Annotated in this window: 14 protein-coding genes; 4 read left to right on the top strand and 10 right to left on the bottom strand. The window is 67.4% G+C overall.

What is annotated here, in order from left to right; genetic code table 11:
* Nucleotides 1-8 precede the first annotated feature (8 nt).
* Entirely contained in the window at nt 9-812 is an 804-nt protein-coding gene (locus ACFC25_RS01530) for an amino acid ABC transporter ATP-binding protein (protein ID WP_337346234.1), read from the top strand.
* A gap of 40 nt (nt 813-852) precedes the next feature.
* Here ACFC25_RS01530 and ACFC25_RS01535 read toward each other — a convergent pair whose 3' ends face one another.
* The 8 genes from ACFC25_RS01535 to ACFC25_RS01570 form a co-directional block, all read right to left on the bottom strand.
* The gene (locus ACFC25_RS01535) at nt 853-1,851 is read right to left on the bottom strand and encodes a hypothetical protein (RefSeq protein WP_376043492.1); all 999 of its coding nucleotides are present in this window, start codon (nt 1,849-1,851) and stop codon (nt 853-855) included.
* Between the two features lie 142 nt (nt 1,852-1,993).
* On the bottom strand, nt 1,994-3,754 hold the full coding sequence (gene menD, locus ACFC25_RS01540) for a 2-succinyl-5-enolpyruvyl-6-hydroxy-3-cyclohexene-1-carboxylic-acid synthase (RefSeq protein ID WP_376043495.1): 1,761 nt from the start codon (nt 3,752-3,754) through the stop codon (nt 1,994-1,996).
* A gap of 136 nt (nt 3,755-3,890) precedes the next feature.
* Nucleotides 3,891-5,960, bottom strand: a complete 2,070-nt coding sequence (locus ACFC25_RS01545; RefSeq protein WP_376043497.1) for a PhoX family phosphatase — start codon at nt 5,958-5,960, stop codon at nt 3,891-3,893.
* A 159-nt stretch (nt 5,961-6,119) separates the two neighbouring features.
* Nucleotides 6,120-7,127, bottom strand: a complete 1,008-nt coding sequence (locus ACFC25_RS01550) for an o-succinylbenzoate synthase (protein WP_376043499.1) — start codon at nt 7,125-7,127, stop codon at nt 6,120-6,122.
* Between the two features lie 40 nt (nt 7,128-7,167).
* Nucleotides 7,168-8,184: a magnesium and cobalt transport protein CorA gene (locus ACFC25_RS01555; protein WP_337351732.1), complete on the bottom strand. Its 1,017-nt coding sequence runs from the start codon at nt 8,182-8,184 to the stop codon at nt 7,168-7,170.
* Nucleotides 8,181-8,690 (bottom strand): MarR family transcriptional regulator, encoded by a 510-nt coding sequence (locus ACFC25_RS01560; protein ID WP_337351731.1) that lies wholly within the window; start codon nt 8,688-8,690, stop codon nt 8,181-8,183. The genes ACFC25_RS01555 and ACFC25_RS01560 overlap by 4 nt, the downstream gene beginning before the upstream one ends.
* A complete protein-coding gene (locus ACFC25_RS01565) occupies nt 8,687-10,309 on the bottom strand; it encodes an ABC transporter permease (RefSeq protein WP_376043502.1) in 1,623 nt (540 codons plus the stop codon). Before ACFC25_RS01565 ends, ACFC25_RS01560 begins: the two co-directional genes overlap by 4 nt.
* A gap of 1 nt (nt 10,310) precedes the next feature.
* Nucleotides 10,311-11,312: an ATP-binding cassette domain-containing protein gene (locus ACFC25_RS01570; RefSeq protein WP_376043505.1), complete on the bottom strand. Its 1,002-nt coding sequence runs from the start codon at nt 11,310-11,312 to the stop codon at nt 10,311-10,313.
* 93 nt (nt 11,313-11,405) lie between these two features.
* On the opposite strand from ACFC25_RS01570, the gene ACFC25_RS01575 reads away from it, so the two are divergent.
* The 3 genes from ACFC25_RS01575 (at nt 11,406) to ACFC25_RS01585 (ending at nt 13,502) form a co-directional block, all read left to right on the top strand.
* Entirely contained in the window at nt 11,406-11,741 is a 336-nt protein-coding gene (locus tag ACFC25_RS01575) for an ArsR/SmtB family transcription factor (protein ID WP_376043508.1), read from the top strand.
* 16 nt (nt 11,742-11,757) lie between these two features.
* Complete coding sequence (locus tag ACFC25_RS01580) at nt 11,758-12,264, top strand: SRPBCC family protein (RefSeq protein ID WP_376043510.1); 507 nt, start codon at nt 11,758-11,760, stop codon at nt 12,262-12,264.
* Nucleotides 12,265-12,410: 146 nt separating this feature from the next.
* Nucleotides 12,411-13,502 carry a LacI family DNA-binding transcriptional regulator gene (locus tag ACFC25_RS01585; protein WP_376043513.1) on the top strand — a complete coding sequence of 364 codons (1,092 nt, stop codon included), beginning with the start codon at nt 12,411-12,413 and terminating at the stop codon, nt 13,500-13,502.
* A 29-nt stretch (nt 13,503-13,531) separates the two neighbouring features.
* Here the strand turns inward: ACFC25_RS01585 and ACFC25_RS01590 are convergent, their stop codons facing one another.
* Both ACFC25_RS01590 and ACFC25_RS01595 read right to left on the bottom strand, forming a co-directional pair.
* Nucleotides 13,532-14,986, bottom strand: coding sequence for a glycoside hydrolase family 32 protein (locus ACFC25_RS01590; RefSeq protein WP_376043515.1), 1,455 nt, complete (start codon nt 14,984-14,986; stop codon nt 13,532-13,534).
* Nucleotides 14,987-15,015: 29 nt separating this feature from the next.
* Entirely contained in the window at nt 15,016-15,900 is an 885-nt protein-coding gene (locus ACFC25_RS01595; RefSeq protein ID WP_376043517.1) for a carbohydrate ABC transporter permease, read from the bottom strand.
* Between the last annotated feature and the right edge of the window lie 3 nt (nt 15,901-15,903).

Below are 15,903 nucleotides of genomic sequence, written 5' to 3' on the forward strand. Positions count from 1 at the left end.
GGGAAGCCATGAACGACGTCGTAAATTCCTCCGCCGGCAACCCCGGCACCGTCAACGCGGCAGGTGTCTCCATCAAGGACCTGCGCAAGTCCTACGGCACCAACGAGGTGCTCAAGGGCATCAGCCTGGAAGTAAAGCCCGGTGAAGTGGTGTGCCTGATCGGCCCATCCGGGTCCGGCAAATCCACTCTCCTGCGGTGCGTCAACCTCCTGGAGCAGCCCAACGAGGGCGCCATCCACGTGGGCGGCTTCGAAGCCACGGACCCTGAAGTGGACATCGACAGGATGCGCCGCAAGGTGGGCATGGTGTTCCAGCAGTTCAACCTATTCCCGCACCTGGATGCCAAGCGGAACTGCACCATCGCCCAGACCAAGGTGCTCAAGCGCTCCCAGGCCGAGGCGGACAAGGTGGCGCAGCACAACCTGGAGCGCGTTGGGCTGGGGCACCTGTCCGACCGTTTCCCGGACCAGCTCTCCGGCGGCCAGCAGCAGCGCGTGGCCATTGCCAGGGCGCTGAGCATGAACCCCGAGCTGATGCTCTTCGACGAGCCCACCTCTGCGCTGGACCCCGAGACCGTTGGCGATGTCCTCTCCGTTATGCGGAACCTGGCCAAGGAAGGCATGACCATGCTGGTGGTGACCCACGAGATGGGCTTCGCCCGCGAAGTGGCCGACCGCGTGGTCTTCATGGACGGCGGCGTCGTGGTGGAGGAGGGCGTGGCCGAACGGGTCATCTCCGCCCCCACCCAGGCCCGCACCAAGGAATTCCTGCGCCGCGTCCTGGATCCAACGCACATCGAGATCGAGGAATAGGCCCGCCTGAACGTAGGACACGGAATCGGCCCGCGGACACTCATTTTCGGGTGTCCCCGGGCCGATTCTGCGTCCCGGGTCCTTTACCGCGTCCTGATGAGGACCGTGGACGTCGGGGGACGCCGGCGCAGGACAGCATGCCTTCCAGTCCTCCCCTCCACAGGTCATTCCACACCCACCGGACTACATTCCGTCCGGTTGCCCGGATCCGGTCCTCCCGCAGCTTTTCGTCCACCACAACCTGCCCGGGCGTCCGCCCTTTGAGGTACTCCGGCTTGAGGTACTTTTCGATGCCATCGAACTCCCCCACGGTCCTGCTGCCTTCCCAGTAGAAGTCAGTGAAAGCCACACGGCCAACGGAAGTCCGAACCTCATATTGCAGGATGGGTGCCTCGAAGCCAGCCATATGAATGAGCCCGCGGCTATACGATTCGCCCGCAGACCCAGAGCGGAAATCAGCAAACTCCACCGCCGACCTGACACGCCGCTCAGCTGCAGCGGAATATCGCCCGGCCATGGCTGCGAGGAGTTCAGTCTTTGTGAGCGCCGGAAGGCCCCGGGCCGGGTCCGGCCTTAACACGTAATCCAGTGGAACCGCAGCCTCGGCAAACGGGACGGTTGCTGCAATATCAAGCACCGTGGTTTGACGCGAGGTAACGGACAGACCGTCCACGATTTCGGCGTCGAGCATTCCCGGTTCAACTAGATGCCTCCGAATACCCGCGCGGGACCTGCCGCCTCCCCGGAAGAGCGTAAGGGCGTGGATGGGCTGGCCCCGCTGGATAGTGGGAATACCCCAGACTGAGGCGGCGGAATGAAGCGAGAAGGTTACCGGGAGGATGGCAGTTTCAGCTACCGCTTCGATCCGTAGCCGGTAGCGCTGCCATACGGCGAGCCCAGCCCAGGCAGACGCCTCGACGTAGACACCCTGCCGAATCCGCACCAACGAACCTGCCTTTACTGCGGCAGGCAGCGGGCGGGTACTCGCGCCGACGTCGGCCAAGTGTCGCGTCAGGATAAGACGGGGAAGAGGATTCATACCCAAACGGTCGCACCACCGCGAAGGGCCGGGTAAGGCACCGAGCCCCGTATGTGGACAACCCGCCATCGCTGCCGGATGCAGGTTCGGTCCGAAGACACTCGTTAATCCGCGTCCGTGGACCGAAACCGCGTCGCGGAAACTACCCTGCGAGGACTCCCCTGACCGCGGCCGACACAGCTGCCTTGATGCGGGCGTGCAGGGCGCGGAGGCTGTGGCGGTCAGTCCGCACCTCGATGATGCTGCGGCCCTCGATCGGTGGGACGAGCGCCTCGGCGAGTGCCGCCGTCGTGCTTACCGAGCAATGCCCGACGCCGTAGGCTGCGGCGAGTGCCGCGAGGTCCACCGTGTGCGGGGTGCCGAAGAGGCGTTCGACGGCGTCCCCGTACGTCCCTGCTTCGCGCACTGCTCCGTGCTCCAGCAGGTCGAAGATGGCGCCGCCGGAGTCGTTAAGCACCACGATCCGGAGCGGCGGCTGGGCCTCCCCGGAACCGAGAAGGAGGCCGCCGGCGTCGTGCAGGAACGTGACGTCGCCCAGCAGTAGGGTGGTTTGCTGCCGGCCGCCGAGGGCTATTCCGGTGGCAGTGGAGATGGTGCCGTCGATCCCGGAGAGGCCGCGGCTGGCGTACACGGTTGCGGCAGGTTCGGCTGCGGGCAGGCCTGCGAGGTCCACGTCGCGGATGCCGTTGGAGGAACCGAGCACCAGCTGACCATGCGACTGCTGCCACACGAGTGCGCCCACGGACGGCCCCGTGGCGGCGGCCTCCCCCGCCAGGACCTGGTCGAGGGCATGCTGCGCGGCGGACCCTGCCAGGAGCCAGGCATCCAGCCAGGACGAAGGCCCACGGCCAGCGAAATCGGCGAGCTCGGCCAGGCTTTCCAGCGGCAGTTCCGTGCGACGGCCGGGCTCGTACCAGGCCACCGGAACCGGCTGGTACAGCGCGGACGGCACCTCCGCCCGGGCCAACAGCGAAGCAACAGGCCGGGACAGCGTCGGCCGGCCGAAGAGCACCACGCGTTCGACCGGCTGCGAAGAATCCGGCCCGAAATGCTCCAACAACAGCCTGTACGGGCCCACGGCGTTCGGGCCAAAACGGGCGTTCGACGACGGCTCCGCCAGCAGCGGCAGGCCGTGGGCGCGGGCGAAGGCTTCCGCGACGGGACCGGCGTCGTGCCCTGCCAGCACCACGGTACGCCGTTCCTCCAGGCCACCGGGGACTGGCGGAAGGTCCATGGTGAGGGGGTCTGTGCCGATGCGGAACTTAGGCCGGGCGGTCGCCGCGGGAAGCTTCTCCTCCGGCGCGGGGACCAGCGGGTCGCGGAACGCTAGGTTGAGCTGGACAGGGCCCGGAGCGAGGTCGGAGAACGCGCCGGTGGCGGCGGAGATCGCGGTCTCGACGGCGCGCAGCGGGCTGGTGCCGGCCTCGATGTCGGCGGCGAAGCGCACGTGCTCGCCGAACAGGTCCAGTTGGATGGTGGTCTGGTTGGCGCCGGTGCCGCGCAGCTCCTCCGGGCGGTCGGCGGACAACACCACAAGCGGGACGGCGGCGTGGTTGGCCTCCATCACGGCGGGCATCAGGTTCCCGACGGCGGTGCCGGACGTGGTGAGGACGGCTGCCGGGGAGCCGGTGGACAGGGCAAGGCCCAGGGCCGTGAAGCCGGCGGAACGTTCATCGATGCGTACCAGCAGTTCCACTTTCCCCGCCGCCGACGCTTCGGCCAGTGCGTACGCCATGGGAGCTGAGCGGGAACCAGGCGAGACCACCACGTAACCGACGCCGCCGTCGATCAGCGCGCTCACTGCGATCCGCGCCGCCTCAACCGAGCCCAGGGATGGCGTTTCGGACGGCGTGGAGGCGTCGTCGGATGCGGGATGGAGGGTGGAGTCGTTCGGCGAAGTCACCGGTCCAGTCTGCCACCCCACCGACGCTCTCTCACTTCCTGGCGGTTAAAACCAAACGCTCTCTCACTCGCCGCCCAGCCCGGGACGAAAAGTGGGAGAGCGTCGGCCAAAAACCTGCAGGAGCGCAGCGAGGCACTTAGCCGCGGAACACCTGGACCACTGACGGACGCGGGGCCCGCGCCTGGCCGGGTGCCGGCGTCGTGCCTGCCGGGACGTAATCCGGGAAGTACGAGTTCGGGGCTTCGAAAGTGCCGTCTTCGCCCGGGTGCTGGACCGAGACGAAAACGGTGCGCTCGTCGTCGTGGATGATGGGGCCGCAGGTCTCGGCGTCGCGCGGGACGGCGAGGAACTGCTCCACCTTGCCGCGCTCGGCGCCCTCGAGGGTGACCTTGAAGAGTCCGTCCGCCCGGCCGATGCCGGAGGGAGCCCCGTCGGTGGAGATCCAAAGGTTGCCCACGGAGTCGAACGCCAGGTTGTCCGGGCAGGAGATGGGCGAAACCTTGTCCACCGGGAAGCCGGAGAAATAGGTGACGTCACCCTGGGCCGGATCGCCGCAGACCATCAGCAGGTTCCAGGTGAAGGCGGTGGAGGTCTGGTCGCCGGTTTCGGTGATTTCCACAATGTGGCCGTCACGGTTCTGGTTGCGCGGGTTGACCTCGTTGGCGCCCTCGTTCGTACCGGTGCCGCGGTTGGAGTTGTTGGTGCAGGCCACGTAGACCTTGCCCGTGTGCAGGCTCGGCTCCACGTCCTCGGCCCGGTCCATCTTGGTGGGCCCGACCTTGTCGGCGGCCAGGCGGGTGTACACCAGGACCTCTTCCACGGACATGCCCGGCACGGCGGACTTGCCATCCAGCACCAGCGGCAGCCACTCGCCCGTGCCGTCGAAGGCCCCGTCGGAGGGGACTGAGCCGGTGCCGGTGATCTCGGCGGCGGGTGAGTTTCCGGTGAACCTGGCCACGTAGAGGCTGCCGGCGGACAGTAGGGTCATGTTGTGTTTGCGGTCACCCTCGCGGTACGTGTCCTTCGACACGAACTTGTACAGATAGTCGAAGCGCTCGTCATCGCCGGAGTACGCCACCACGTGGCCGGACTTGGCGATGATGACGTTGGCGCCCTCGTGCTTGAAGCGGCCCAGCATCGAGTGCTTCTTCGGCGTGGACGTGGGGTCGAACGGATCAACTTCCACGATCCAGCCGAAGCGGTTAGCTTCGTTCTCGTAGCCGGGATTGCGGGTGTCGAAGCGGGGATCGTCCAGTTCCCACTGGCGGGCGGTGGGCTTGGACGTGATGCCGTAGCGCTTGTCGCCGGCGGAAGTGCCGTTGCCCACGAAGTAGCCCTGGAAGTTTTCTTCGCCGGACAGGATGGTGCCCCACGGGGTGGTGCCGCCCGCGCAGTTGCCCAGGGTTCCCTTGATAAAGCGGCCTGCGGGGTCTTCCACGGTCTTGACCAGGGCGGAGCCAGCGGCCGGACCGGTCAGTTCGTAGACGGTGCTGTTGAGGTAGCGGCGGTTCAGTTCCGCTCCCTTGACGTAGGTCCATGGCTTGGTCTTGTTCTTGCGCTCCAGCTCCACCACGGACAGGCCGTGCGCGGCTGCCCCCACAGCGCGCACCTGGTCTGCCGGCATGGTGGGCGGGAACATGATGGCGTCGTTGGTGTACTCGTGGTTGGAGAACAGGACCGCGCGGCGGCCCTTGCTGCCGGGAACCTCGAGGATGTCGGTGTAGTCGTTGTTGTAACCGAACTGCTTTTCCTGTGCGGCGGCGGTCTGGTTGTTCAGGTCGAATGCCGGAGCGTCGTTCAAGATCGGGTCGCCCCAGCGGATGACCGGCTGCCACGTGAAGCCTTCCGGCACGGTGACGGCGTCGACGGCGGCATCCACCGAGGGGATGGCCGTGAACTGAAGCTTGGACTTGCCGAAGCCCTCTTTGGCCGCCTTGGACAGGCCGGCGGCGGCTGCGGGCTCAGCGGACGTGACGGCAGAACCGAGGACGACGGCGAGCGCACCGGCGGCGCCGAAGCCCAGGGCGGCGCGGCGGGACATGGTCGCGGAGGCGATGTCGCGGAAGTAGCTGTTGGAACTGGTGTTGCAGACGTCGCCGGCGCAGGCGTTGTCGCACTTCAGAGCGCAGGTGACGGCGCTGCGCTTGCCCTTGGTATGGCCGAGCATCGGCAGCAGGGCGAATTTGCGGGCAGTCGTTTCAGACATGGGGGGCCTTCCAGGGAATCGATGCGGTTTTCCCACCCTGTCAGCCGGTTCCAACGCCCAGCCATCCGTCAGGTGAAGCTCCGGTGAACCGCCGGTGACCTGTAGGGATACCCCCTTCGATTGCTCCGTAAGCGCCGTTGTGGGCCCTGAAAACGGCGCTTACGGAGCAATCGATGCAGCCACGAGCGCGTGGACGCGGCGGAGCCGGGCCAGCCACCAGTCCCGGCGTTCCGCGGGGGCGGCGTACCGCTCCAGCAGCCCGGCGTCAGCGGACACATCGCGAAGGCGGATGGCGCCGTCGTCGGCCACCAGCGGATCCGTCGTGACGTCAGAGGCAAACAGGGACACCGTCCCCAGCCCGCACGCATACGGAAGCTCCGGCAGGGAGGCCGCCAAGGCCAGCCCGGCGCGGATCCCCACGGAGGTATCCAGTGCGGAACTCACGACGGCGGGAAGCCCTGCCTGGGCCACGATGTCCAGCGCGCGCCGCACTCCACCGAGCGGCGCAACCTTTACCACGATCAGATCCGCAGCGCCGGCCCGGGCCACCCGGAGGGGGTCGGATTCCTTGCGCACGCTTTCGTCGGCGGCGATCAGCACGGGGATACCGGCGGCCCGCAAAAGCGATCGAACTTCGGCGAGGCCCTCAATCGTTGGCACTGGCTGCTCGGCATACTCGAGCCCGACGGCGGCGAGCCGGGTCAGTGCCTGCACGGCGGCAGGCACGTCCCACGCGCCGTTGGCGTCCACGCGGATGGCCGCCCGGGGCAGAAGGGAACGGACGGCATCGAGGCGGGCGGCGTCGTCGTCGAGCGTCTGTCCGCGCTCCGCCACCTTGACTTTGACGGCGTCCACCCGGCCGAACCTGGCCAGCAACTCCGGGACGCGGTCCGCGGAAATGGCTGGAACCGTGGCGTTCACCGGAATCGTTGACCGAAGGGGCGCCGGGAAACCGTCCCAGCCGGCCTCGACGGCGGCGGCGAGCCAGCGGGACGCCTCGGCGTCCCCGTATTCGGGGAACGGGCAGAACTCGCCCCACCCGGCCGGACCGCGAAGCAGCAGGGCCTCGCGCTCCATGATGCCGCGGAATTTCACCCGCATGGGCAAGCTGACTACATACGCAGACGCGAGCAGTTCGTCCAAGGAGGGAAGGGCGGCAGGCGGCATGCCTTCACTGTACCGGCGACCGGTGAGCGCCCCCCGGCCGCTAGATCCACTTGTTGTGCTTGAACGTGAAGTACAGCCCCAGCCCCATCGCCAGCATCAGGCCCAGCGCGAACGGGTAGCCGAAAACCCAGTCCAGCTCCGGCATGGAGCTGAAGTTCATGCCGTAGATCGTGCCCACCAGCGTCGGCGCGAACAGGATGGCGGCCCAGGACGAGATCCGTTTGACCTGCTCACTCTGCGCGAAGCTGGATTCGGTGAGCTTGCGCATCTCGTCGTTCTGCCGCTGGGCCACGAGGGCGGCGTTGACGGCCAGCGCGTTCTGCAGCAGGGCCCGGAAGGACGCCACCCGCTCGTTGAGCCGCAGCACGTGGTCAAGCACGTCACGGAAGTGGTCCTGCAGTTCGGGTCCCGGCGTCCGTTCCGGTGTCCCGGTCATCAGGACCTGCAGGATCCCCACCAGCGGGCTCGTGGCGCGCTGGAACGTGATGACCTGCCGGGACAGTTCGTAGATCCGGCGGGAGACGTCCGGGTCGGCGCCAAAGAGGTCGTCCTCGATCTCATCGACGTCGTTTTCCAGGCCCGCGGCCACAGGCTCGTATTCGTCCACTACCTGGTCAAGGATGCCGTAGAGGACCGCGTCCGGGCCGAGGGCGAGGAACTCCGGCATGGCCTCCATCCGCCGTCGGACCCTGGCCAGGTCCGGGGATTCGGCGTGCCGGACCGTGATGACATAGTCGGCGCCCACGAAGACGTGGATCTCGCCGAAGTCCACCTTCTCCACGTCGTCCAGGTAGCGGGCGGGGCGCAGCACCAGGAACACGCATTCGCCATAGTGCTCCAGCTTGGCGCGCTGATGCCCGGCGAGCGCGTCCTCCACGGCCAGGGAGTTGAGGTCGAACTCCTCGGCCACGGAGCGGAGTTCGACGGCGTCCGGCCGGTACATCCCGATCCACGCCATGCCCTCCCGTTGGCGAAGGACGAAGTACGTCTCCTCCAGGCCGTAGGGGTCCGCGGTCCGAACCCCGTCCACATACACCGCGTTGTCGATGATGGTCACGGCAGGCCTCCTTTGAGCCTTGAGTCGTCCTGTTCGCGTTCCCAGCCTTCCCGTTCCCGCTCCCATTCGTCCAGGATCGCGGGCATCCTGGCGGCGAGGAAGCGATAGAAGCGGCCCATCTCCGTTACGCGGGACCGGGCAGCGGACCCTTCCGGCAGGGCCTCGGCAGTCGCGTCCGTCAGTGCCGCGAGGCTTTGGTAGATAGGGCTCTTCCGCATGGAGACGATGTACCACTCGTCGTCGTAGAGGGCGTACAGGTCGCGGCGGCTGCCGGGCTGGGAGACCCGGTGGACAAAGCCCACGGTCTGCAGGTACCTGACGGCGCCGGACACCGCTGCAGCGCTCACGCCCAGCCGCTCCCCAAGCTCGGCTGCAGTGAGGCTACCGTCCTCGGACGAGACCAAGGCCATCAGCGCCCGGGCAGGCATCTTAGGGAAGCCGGCCGCAGCGAATCCTGCCGCAGCCTTTTCCGCCGCAGCCTTTGCCTCAGCGGCCTCCTCGCTCATGCGGTCCCCGTTTCCCTCCGCCGCATGCCAATGACGGCCACGGCGGCGGCGAGGACAGCGGTGGCCAGCATCCACCACGCGCCGCTCCAGTCCGTCGTCGTACCGTTGGGAACGGGGGTGTGGGTGAACGGTGAGAGGTCCCGAAGGCTCTGGTCCAGGCCGATCATGCCGCCGAAAATGCCCATCACCACCCCGGCCCCGAGGAGCGCCCAGCCCACGGTGATGGTCGCCGCTGGCCACAGGACGAACACCACCGCAGGAACGGCAAGGTAGAGTAGGGCCGCGGGAAGCTGGGCGACGGCGGTTTCCCACACGGCCCGCGCTTCCACGGAGGTGTCACCGGCACCGGCCAGCGAGGCCCAGGTCCCGAACCCGGCGAGGAACATCACCAGCAACACCGACGCGGTGCCCAGCAACAGGTAGCTGGCCAGCCAGTGCAACCGGCTGATGGGAGCAGCGAGCAGGAGCTCCGCGGTGCCGGCCGCCTCTTCCTGGCGCAGCCGGATGACGGCCTGCAGCCCGCACGCGGCGGCCAGCACTCCCGCAATCGAGAACATTGCCGAAATCAGCAGCTGGGTCAGTGATACACCCTGGGACTGGATCATGGCACGCAGCGCCGCGGTGATGTTGCTGTTGGATAAGTCGGCCGCGGCGATCGCGCTGCCCAGTGAGCCTGCCAGGATTCCCATGGCCAGCCCGCCGATGCCCCAGCCGATGATCGAACCCGCCTGCAGCCGCAGGGCCAGCGCGGTAGGGCTGTTCAGCGAAGGACGTGCGGCCATCCGCCCGGGACGTGCCCCCCAGACGCTCGCGCCACTGTCCCGCCGTCTCAGGAGCAGCCAGGCAACGGCCCCACAGGCGGCGGCGAGTGCCAGCGGCAGGAGCAGCGGCCACCATCGGTCACCCGTGAAGGCGAACGTTTGCTGTCCCCACCCGATCGGGGAGAACCAGCTGGCAGTTCCCGCGGTCATCACCGTCCCGTCGGCGCTCGGCGTGCCTGTGGCGTCCCCGATGCCCCGCAGGATGTACGCCAGAACAACCAGAGCCGAGGCGAATCCATTAGCTCCGCGGGAGGTACCCATCAGCTGGGCCACAAGCAGGCCCACGCCCAGGAACGCCAACCCGACCGTGCCCACGGCGGCGCCCGCCACTATGGCACCGGCGGGATCCAGCCCTGCAGCCGTGTAGCCGGCGAACACCGACAGCGCCACCAGGACGTTGACTGACGTGCCGTGCAGGATCGTGGCGACGGCGGGTGTGAGGCGGCCGGCCGGGGTGGCGGCGACCAGTTCGGCGCTGCCGCTTTCCTCGTCAGCCCGGGTGTGGCGCACTGCAAGGAAAGTACTCATCAGGCTGGCCAGCAGGGCAAGGAAGGCATAGATCTGGAAGAACGTGAAAGCGCCCAGGCTGGCCCCGCGCGCCAGGCCGCGAAGCATCAGGATGGCAGGAGTGGCAATGGCCAGCTGCAGGATTTCGGCGCGGCTGGACTCATCACCGAAAGTCTCCTGGATGGCTGTGGCCGAGAACAGCGCGAGGGCGCCGATGCCCAGCACCCAGATGACCAGCTGCCAGCGGTCCCGCCGCAGGCGCTGGCCCCAGAGGATCCTCAGCTCGCGCACCCTAATCACGGCCCCTCGCGCCCAGCAGGTGCCGCCGACGAGCGTGCTTGGTATGCCCGTTTTCTCTTCTCGCCCCGATGACCTGCACCGACGTGTCACCGTAATGCCGCAGGAACAGCTCCTCCAAGGAAGGCGGCGTGATCGTCAGTCCCTTGACACCCAAGGCGCCGAGCGCCGGAAGCACCTCAGCAATCCGGTCCGAGTCGGCACCAAACCTGACCCTGCCGCCGTCGGCCGTCAGGTCATGCACGGCGCCCAACTCCACCAAGGTGCGGGTATTCACGCCATCAGCGGCGAACGAGACATCGGAACGGGTGAGGTGTCGCAGCGAGTCCAGCGTCCCGCCGTCCACCACCCGGCCCGCGCGAATGATGCTCACGCGGTGGCACAGTACCTCCACCTCGGAGAGGATGTGGCTGGAGAGGAGCACAGTGGCACCGCGTTCGACGGCGGCGAGGACCTCGCGGCGGAACACCGCCTCCATGAGCGGGTCAAGGCCGCTCGTGGGCTCGTCGAGGAGGTACAGCTCGGCGTCCGTGGCCAGGGCAGCGATCAGCGCCACCTTCTGCCTGTTGCCCTTGGAATAGGCTCGGCCCTTCTTGCCCGGGTCGAAGTCGAAGGCCTCGCAGAGATCCGCTTTGCGCTGCCGGTAGGCCGTGCCCCTGGAGGCGCCGCCTGAAGTGCCGCCGCGCAGCCGCGAGAGAAGATCGATGGTCTCGCCGCCCGACAGGTTGGGCCAGAGCCGCACGTCCCCGGGGACGTAGGCCAGGCGGCGGTGCAGTTCCACGGACTGCGTCCAGGGGTCCAGGCCCAGGACGCTGGCTGTTCCGGACGTGGCCTTCGCCAGGCCCAGCAGGATACGCAGGGTAGTGGACTTGCCGGCGCCGTTGGGTCCGAGGAATCCGTGGATCTCGCCCCGCTGGACCTCAAGGTTGAGTCCGTCAAGGGCCCGGACCCTGCCGAAGTGCTTATGCAAATCAACGGTCTGGATGATGGTTTCCATACTTCGAACATTACTCAGATTCACAATTTTGTGAATGCTGCAAATACCTCCAGATCCTTCCAACGCATATCCATATGGGTATACAATTTCGGTATGGCACGGGCAGCAACAACGGCAGATGCATTCAACGCGGTGGCTGAGCCCCGCCGTCGGGAGATCCTGGACGCCCTCGCCCAGGGCGAGCGTCCCGTTAACGAACTTGTGGACCTGCTTGGCCTGGCCCAGCCGCACGTATCACGGCACCTGCGTGTCCTGCGCGAGGTAGGGGCCGTGGATGTGCGCGACGAAGGCCGGCAACGGGTCTACCGGCTCAATCCGCAGGCCCTGAAGCCCATCCACGACTGGGTTGCCAGCTACCAGCATCTCTGGGAAGAGCGGTTCGATCTCCTGGAGGACGTGCTGGAGGACCTCAAAGAGCAAAAAAACTAGGCAAAGGAGCAGGGCAATGGCACAGGCAAGCAGCGGGACCATGGACGTCACCTTCCCCAGCGATGAGGAAATCCTCATCACCCGCACGCTCAACGCACCCCGGGATCTGGTCTACAGAGCCTGGACCACCCCCGAACTTGTCAGGAAGTGGTGGCCTGGCCGGCGGGGCGAGATGACGCTGATGGAAATGGACTTCCGGGTGGGCGGCGCCTGGCGTTACGTCATGGTGGCGCACGGCGAATTCGAGGTGGCCTTCCACGGGACGTACCGGGAGATAGTGCCGAACGAACGGATCGTGAACACGGAGGTCATGGAGATGCCTGGCACAGCACGGGACAGCGAAGACGGAGCCGTGGTGAACACGGTCACCTTCGAAGAGGCCGACGGCGGCGCCACCACGGTCAGGATCCGCACCGACGCGGGCAGCAAGGAAGTCCGGGACATGATTGCGCAGTCCGGCATGGAAGGCGGGGTGCGCGAGCAGTTCGAAATCATCGAGGAGCTGGCGGCGTCCCTCACCTGACGCCCTCCGCACCCCAACTAAGTAGCAGCAGATGTCGTTATGGGGTCCCATAACGGCATCTGCTGCTACCCAGTTGGGCGGTCCGGGCATCCCTCACACGCGTTAGGTAGACTGCGAGAAACACAGCAGTCCGGAGGGTCCCCACCATGAATCGCAAAGCCACAGCCTTGGACGTCGCCAAACTCGCTGGTGTGTCCCGCAGCGCTGTGTCGCTGGTACTCAACGGCCGCGGCGACGGGAACGTGGCGAAGGAGAGCCAGGACCGGATTCGCGAAGCTGCCGCCGCCCTGAACTACACGCCCAACACCATCGCCGTGAGCCTCCGGAACCGCCGGTCGCGCATCATCGGGATCGTCTCGGACCAGGTGGTCACCAGCCCCTTCGACGGCAACATCATCGCAGGCGCCGACGCCGTGGCCAGAACCCAGGGTTTTGTCACCGTGGTGATGGACACGGAGCTGGACGAGGCCCGCGACGAGGGGGCCGTCGCCACGCTGCTGGACCGCCAGGTGGACGGGCTGATGTATGTCACGGTGGGCTTGCGCCCCCTGCACGTCCCGCCCAACATGCTGAGCGTGCCGTCGGTGCTGGCAAACTGCTTCGATGACCGCCCGGACGCCGGTGTTCCCGCCGTCATTCCCGACGAGGTCCGCGGCGGCCGGGAGGCGGCCAAGCACCTGCTGGAGTTGGGCCACAGGGACATCGCGTTCCTGGCGGGCGACAACCTCACGCCCGCTGCCCCACGCCGTATCCAAGGCCACCGCGCCGCGTTTGAGGCCGCCGGCCTGCCGGTTCCTCCGGGCCGGATCCTCCAGGTGGGCTGGGACATCGACGCCGGTTTCCACGGGGCCATGAAACTCCTGGACGGGGTGGCCGCTGCGGAACGCCCCACCGCGATCGTCTGCGCCAACGACCGGCTGGCCATCGGCGTGGTGCTCGCTGCCAACCGGCTGGGCCTTTCCATCCCGCAGGATCTCTCAGTCATGGGCTACGACGACGAATTCCGCATTGCCTCAACCATGGTCCCGGCGCTCACCACCATGGCCCTGCCGCTGCGTGAGATGGGGGAGGCCGCGATGACCGGACTGCTCCAGGAGCTGGCAGCGGAGCCCCAGCCCAACGATGGCACCCCAGACGAGGACGTGAAGCCTGCCTGGCGCCAACCGATCGAGACCTTGGTACCGGGCCGGCTGGTGGTCCGCGAATCCACGGGACCGGTCCCCGACGGCCGGGGCTGACGCCGACCGGCAGGGACCACCAACGGCCCCTACTTTGGCTGTTCCAGCTGCCACACAGTGGCGGCAGCACCCGCCGGCAACTGCAGGACCCACCGTTCGCCGGGCGCCGGATACGCCCGCAGCGTGGTGGCCACGGCACCGGTCCGGTAAACCTCGACCAGCGACGCGTCCACAAACACCCGTAGCTCCTCCCCTGCGGCCAGTGCACCGCTGAACACCACCTGGCGGGAGGCATCCGTGCCGTCCCCAGCCACCAGGGAAAGTTCGACGACGGCGTCCGCGGCCAGCGCGGCCGGCCCGCCGGAGTGGGCGGTCACCACAGCCTCGGCAAACGGCGGCAGCACAACATTCCCGTCGGCCTGGACAGCCACCTGGGAGCCCCGGTAGGCATCCACTTCCGGTGCCGGTGCCACGGCCAGCGCCCCGTCCACGACCGACAGCAGCCGCGGGTGGGTCAGCACACCTGCCCAGCCTGCAGCGTCGATCTCGTCTTGGCTCCGGCCGCGCCGGCCATCCCGACCCGGCCCTTCGTTGGCCCACCCCCACAGCATCGCCTTCGGTTCGGCAGCAGCACCGGCAGCAGGGCCATCCTGCAACTGCAGGATCTGGGGCGCGTAGAAGTCCCGGCCCAGGTCCGACTTCCCGCCGGACCGCGGGGAAAACACGGGCAGCCCCGTGGCGGGGTCCTCGGCCAGCGAGCCGATCAAGTGGCCCACCCCGTTGGCGTGCTCGTGCTGGTCACCGGCCAGCCACAGCGAGAACATCATCACCCACGCATCCTGGGAAGAATCGTTGCCCCGGGAACTGGCCGGCACGTGCACCAGCTGCGGGCATTCCCAGATCTCGGCCGGAGTGTGGGCAGCGGCGACCGGGTTTTCGGAGGTCAGCCAAATGCCCTGGTATTTCCAGTCGGACAGATCCTCCACCGTGTACAGCAGCAGGGCCGCGTGGCCGGAAGCGAGGCCGGCACCCTGCATGGCGTAGCGCTTGCCGTTGAAGCGGAAGATGAACGGGTCCCGGACTGCCGTCACCTGCGGGTCGGCCGGCATGGACGCGGCGACGTGCCCGTCCTGTGTCCAGTGCACCAGGTCCGCGGAACCACGGGAGATGACCACCTGGGAGTGGCCACCGTCGCCGCGCACGCCCGAGTACGCAGCGGTGGGGACACCGCCGTCGTCCGTAACCACACCCGTCCAGCAGCCGTACTCGTCCGGCCCGCCGTCCTGCGGCCTCAAAGCAACCGGGTGTTCGTCCCAGCGCACCAGGTCGGCGGAGCTGACATGGCCCCACGCGATCCGGTGGTGCCGGGCGGACTCGGGGTTGTACTGGAAAAAGACGTGGTACCGGCCGTTGATGTGGCTGACGCCGTTTGGGTCGTTGATCCAGCCTTGGGCGGGGCGGGGGTGGAATTGCGGGAACGCTGGGTCCGGGTGGGCCGCGGCCTGGCTGGCAAAGTTGCTGGCGGCAAGGTCCGGGGATGACATGGAAGTTAGCCTTTCAGAAGGTGGAGAAGTTACTTGCCGCTGCCGGCGGTAAGACCGTCCTGCAGCGCGCGCTGGCCGAAGATGAAGACCACCAGGGCCGGAATCATGGAAAGGACTACGCCTGCCAGGACCACCGAGATGCTGCCCGTACCCAGGTTTCCCTGGAGTGAGACGAGGCCCAGCGGAAGGGTGAAGTTCCGCTCCGAGATGGTCATGATGAGGGGGCGGAAGAACTCGTTCCAGTGGAAGTTGAAGGCCAGGATGCCCACAATTGCCATGCCCGGGACGGCCAGGGGCGCGTAGACGGAGCGGAAGGTGCGCCACGGCGTGGCGCCGTCGATCGCCGCAGCTTCCGCGAGGTCGGTGGGCAGCCCCAGGAAGTACTGGCGCATCAGGAAGGTGCCGAACGCCGTCGGAATGGCGGGCAGGATCAGGGCCAGGAGGGTGTCCGAGAGGCCCATGCCGCGGATCAGCATAAACACCGGCACGATGGTCACCTGGACCGGCACCATCATGGTGGCCAGCACGATCGAGAACAGAGCCCCCCGGCCGCGGAACTTGAGGTTGGCGAAGGCATAGCCGGCCATCGCTGCGGTAACCATCTGGCCGACCGCGATGAGTCCGGTGACCAGGGCACTGTTCAGCACCAGGATATAGATGTCCAACTGCTGGAAGACCTGCGCGTAGGACGTGAAGTCCGGGTTCAGGGGGAAGAACGACGGCGGCAGCTTGAATGATTCCGACGGCGTCCGAAGCGACGTGGACAGGGTCCACAGAACTGGGCCCAGGGTCAGGGATGCCGCGAAGGTCAGCAGGACAACCCGGACGGCCAGGTTCCAGTTCGGCTTGCGGCGTGGCCGGGCGGGATTACCGGGGGCCGTGCGGGCCGATACCCGCTCTGTAGTGGTAGACATGGC

This window comes from Pseudarthrobacter sp. NPDC055928 (assembly GCF_042270935.1).
In the GTDB taxonomy this organism is placed as follows: Bacteria; Actinomycetota; Actinomycetes; order Actinomycetales; family Micrococcaceae; genus Arthrobacter.

Bases quoted from the DNA above. Each gene is read 5' to 3' on its own strand.
- ACFC25_RS01560 (WP_337351731.1), bottom strand. From the start codon at position 8,690: ATGAGCGAGGAGGCCGCTGAGGCAAAGGCTGCGGCGGAAAAGGCTGCG.
- ACFC25_RS01590 (WP_376043515.1), bottom strand. From the start codon at position 14,986: ATGTCATCCCCGGACCTTGCCGCCAGCAACTTTGCCAGCCAGGCCGCG.
- ACFC25_RS01580 (WP_376043510.1), top strand. From the start codon at position 11,758: ATGGCACAGGCAAGCAGCGGGACCATGGACGTCACCTTCCCCAGCGAT.
- ACFC25_RS01535 (WP_376043492.1), bottom strand. From the start codon at position 1,851: ATGAATCCTCTTCCCCGTCTTATCCTGACGCGACACTTGGCCGACGTC.
- ACFC25_RS01530 (WP_337346234.1), top strand. From the start codon at position 9: ATGAACGACGTCGTAAATTCCTCCGCCGGCAACCCCGGCACCGTCAAC.
- ACFC25_RS01570 (WP_376043505.1), bottom strand. From the start codon at position 11,312: ATGGAAACCATCATCCAGACCGTTGATTTGCATAAGCACTTCGGCAGG.
- ACFC25_RS01550 (WP_376043499.1), bottom strand. From the start codon at position 7,127: ATGCCGCCTGCCGCCCTTCCCTCCTTGGACGAACTGCTCGCGTCTGCG.
- ACFC25_RS01575 (WP_376043508.1), top strand. From the start codon at position 11,406: ATGGCACGGGCAGCAACAACGGCAGATGCATTCAACGCGGTGGCTGAG.
- ACFC25_RS01595 (WP_376043517.1), bottom strand. From the start codon at position 15,900: ATGTCTACCACTACAGAGCGGGTATCGGCCCGCACGGCCCCCGGTAAT.
- ACFC25_RS01545 (WP_376043497.1), bottom strand. From the start codon at position 5,960: ATGTCTGAAACGACTGCCCGCAAATTCGCCCTGCTGCCGATGCTCGGC.
- ACFC25_RS01585 (WP_376043513.1), top strand. From the start codon at position 12,411: ATGAATCGCAAAGCCACAGCCTTGGACGTCGCCAAACTCGCTGGTGTG.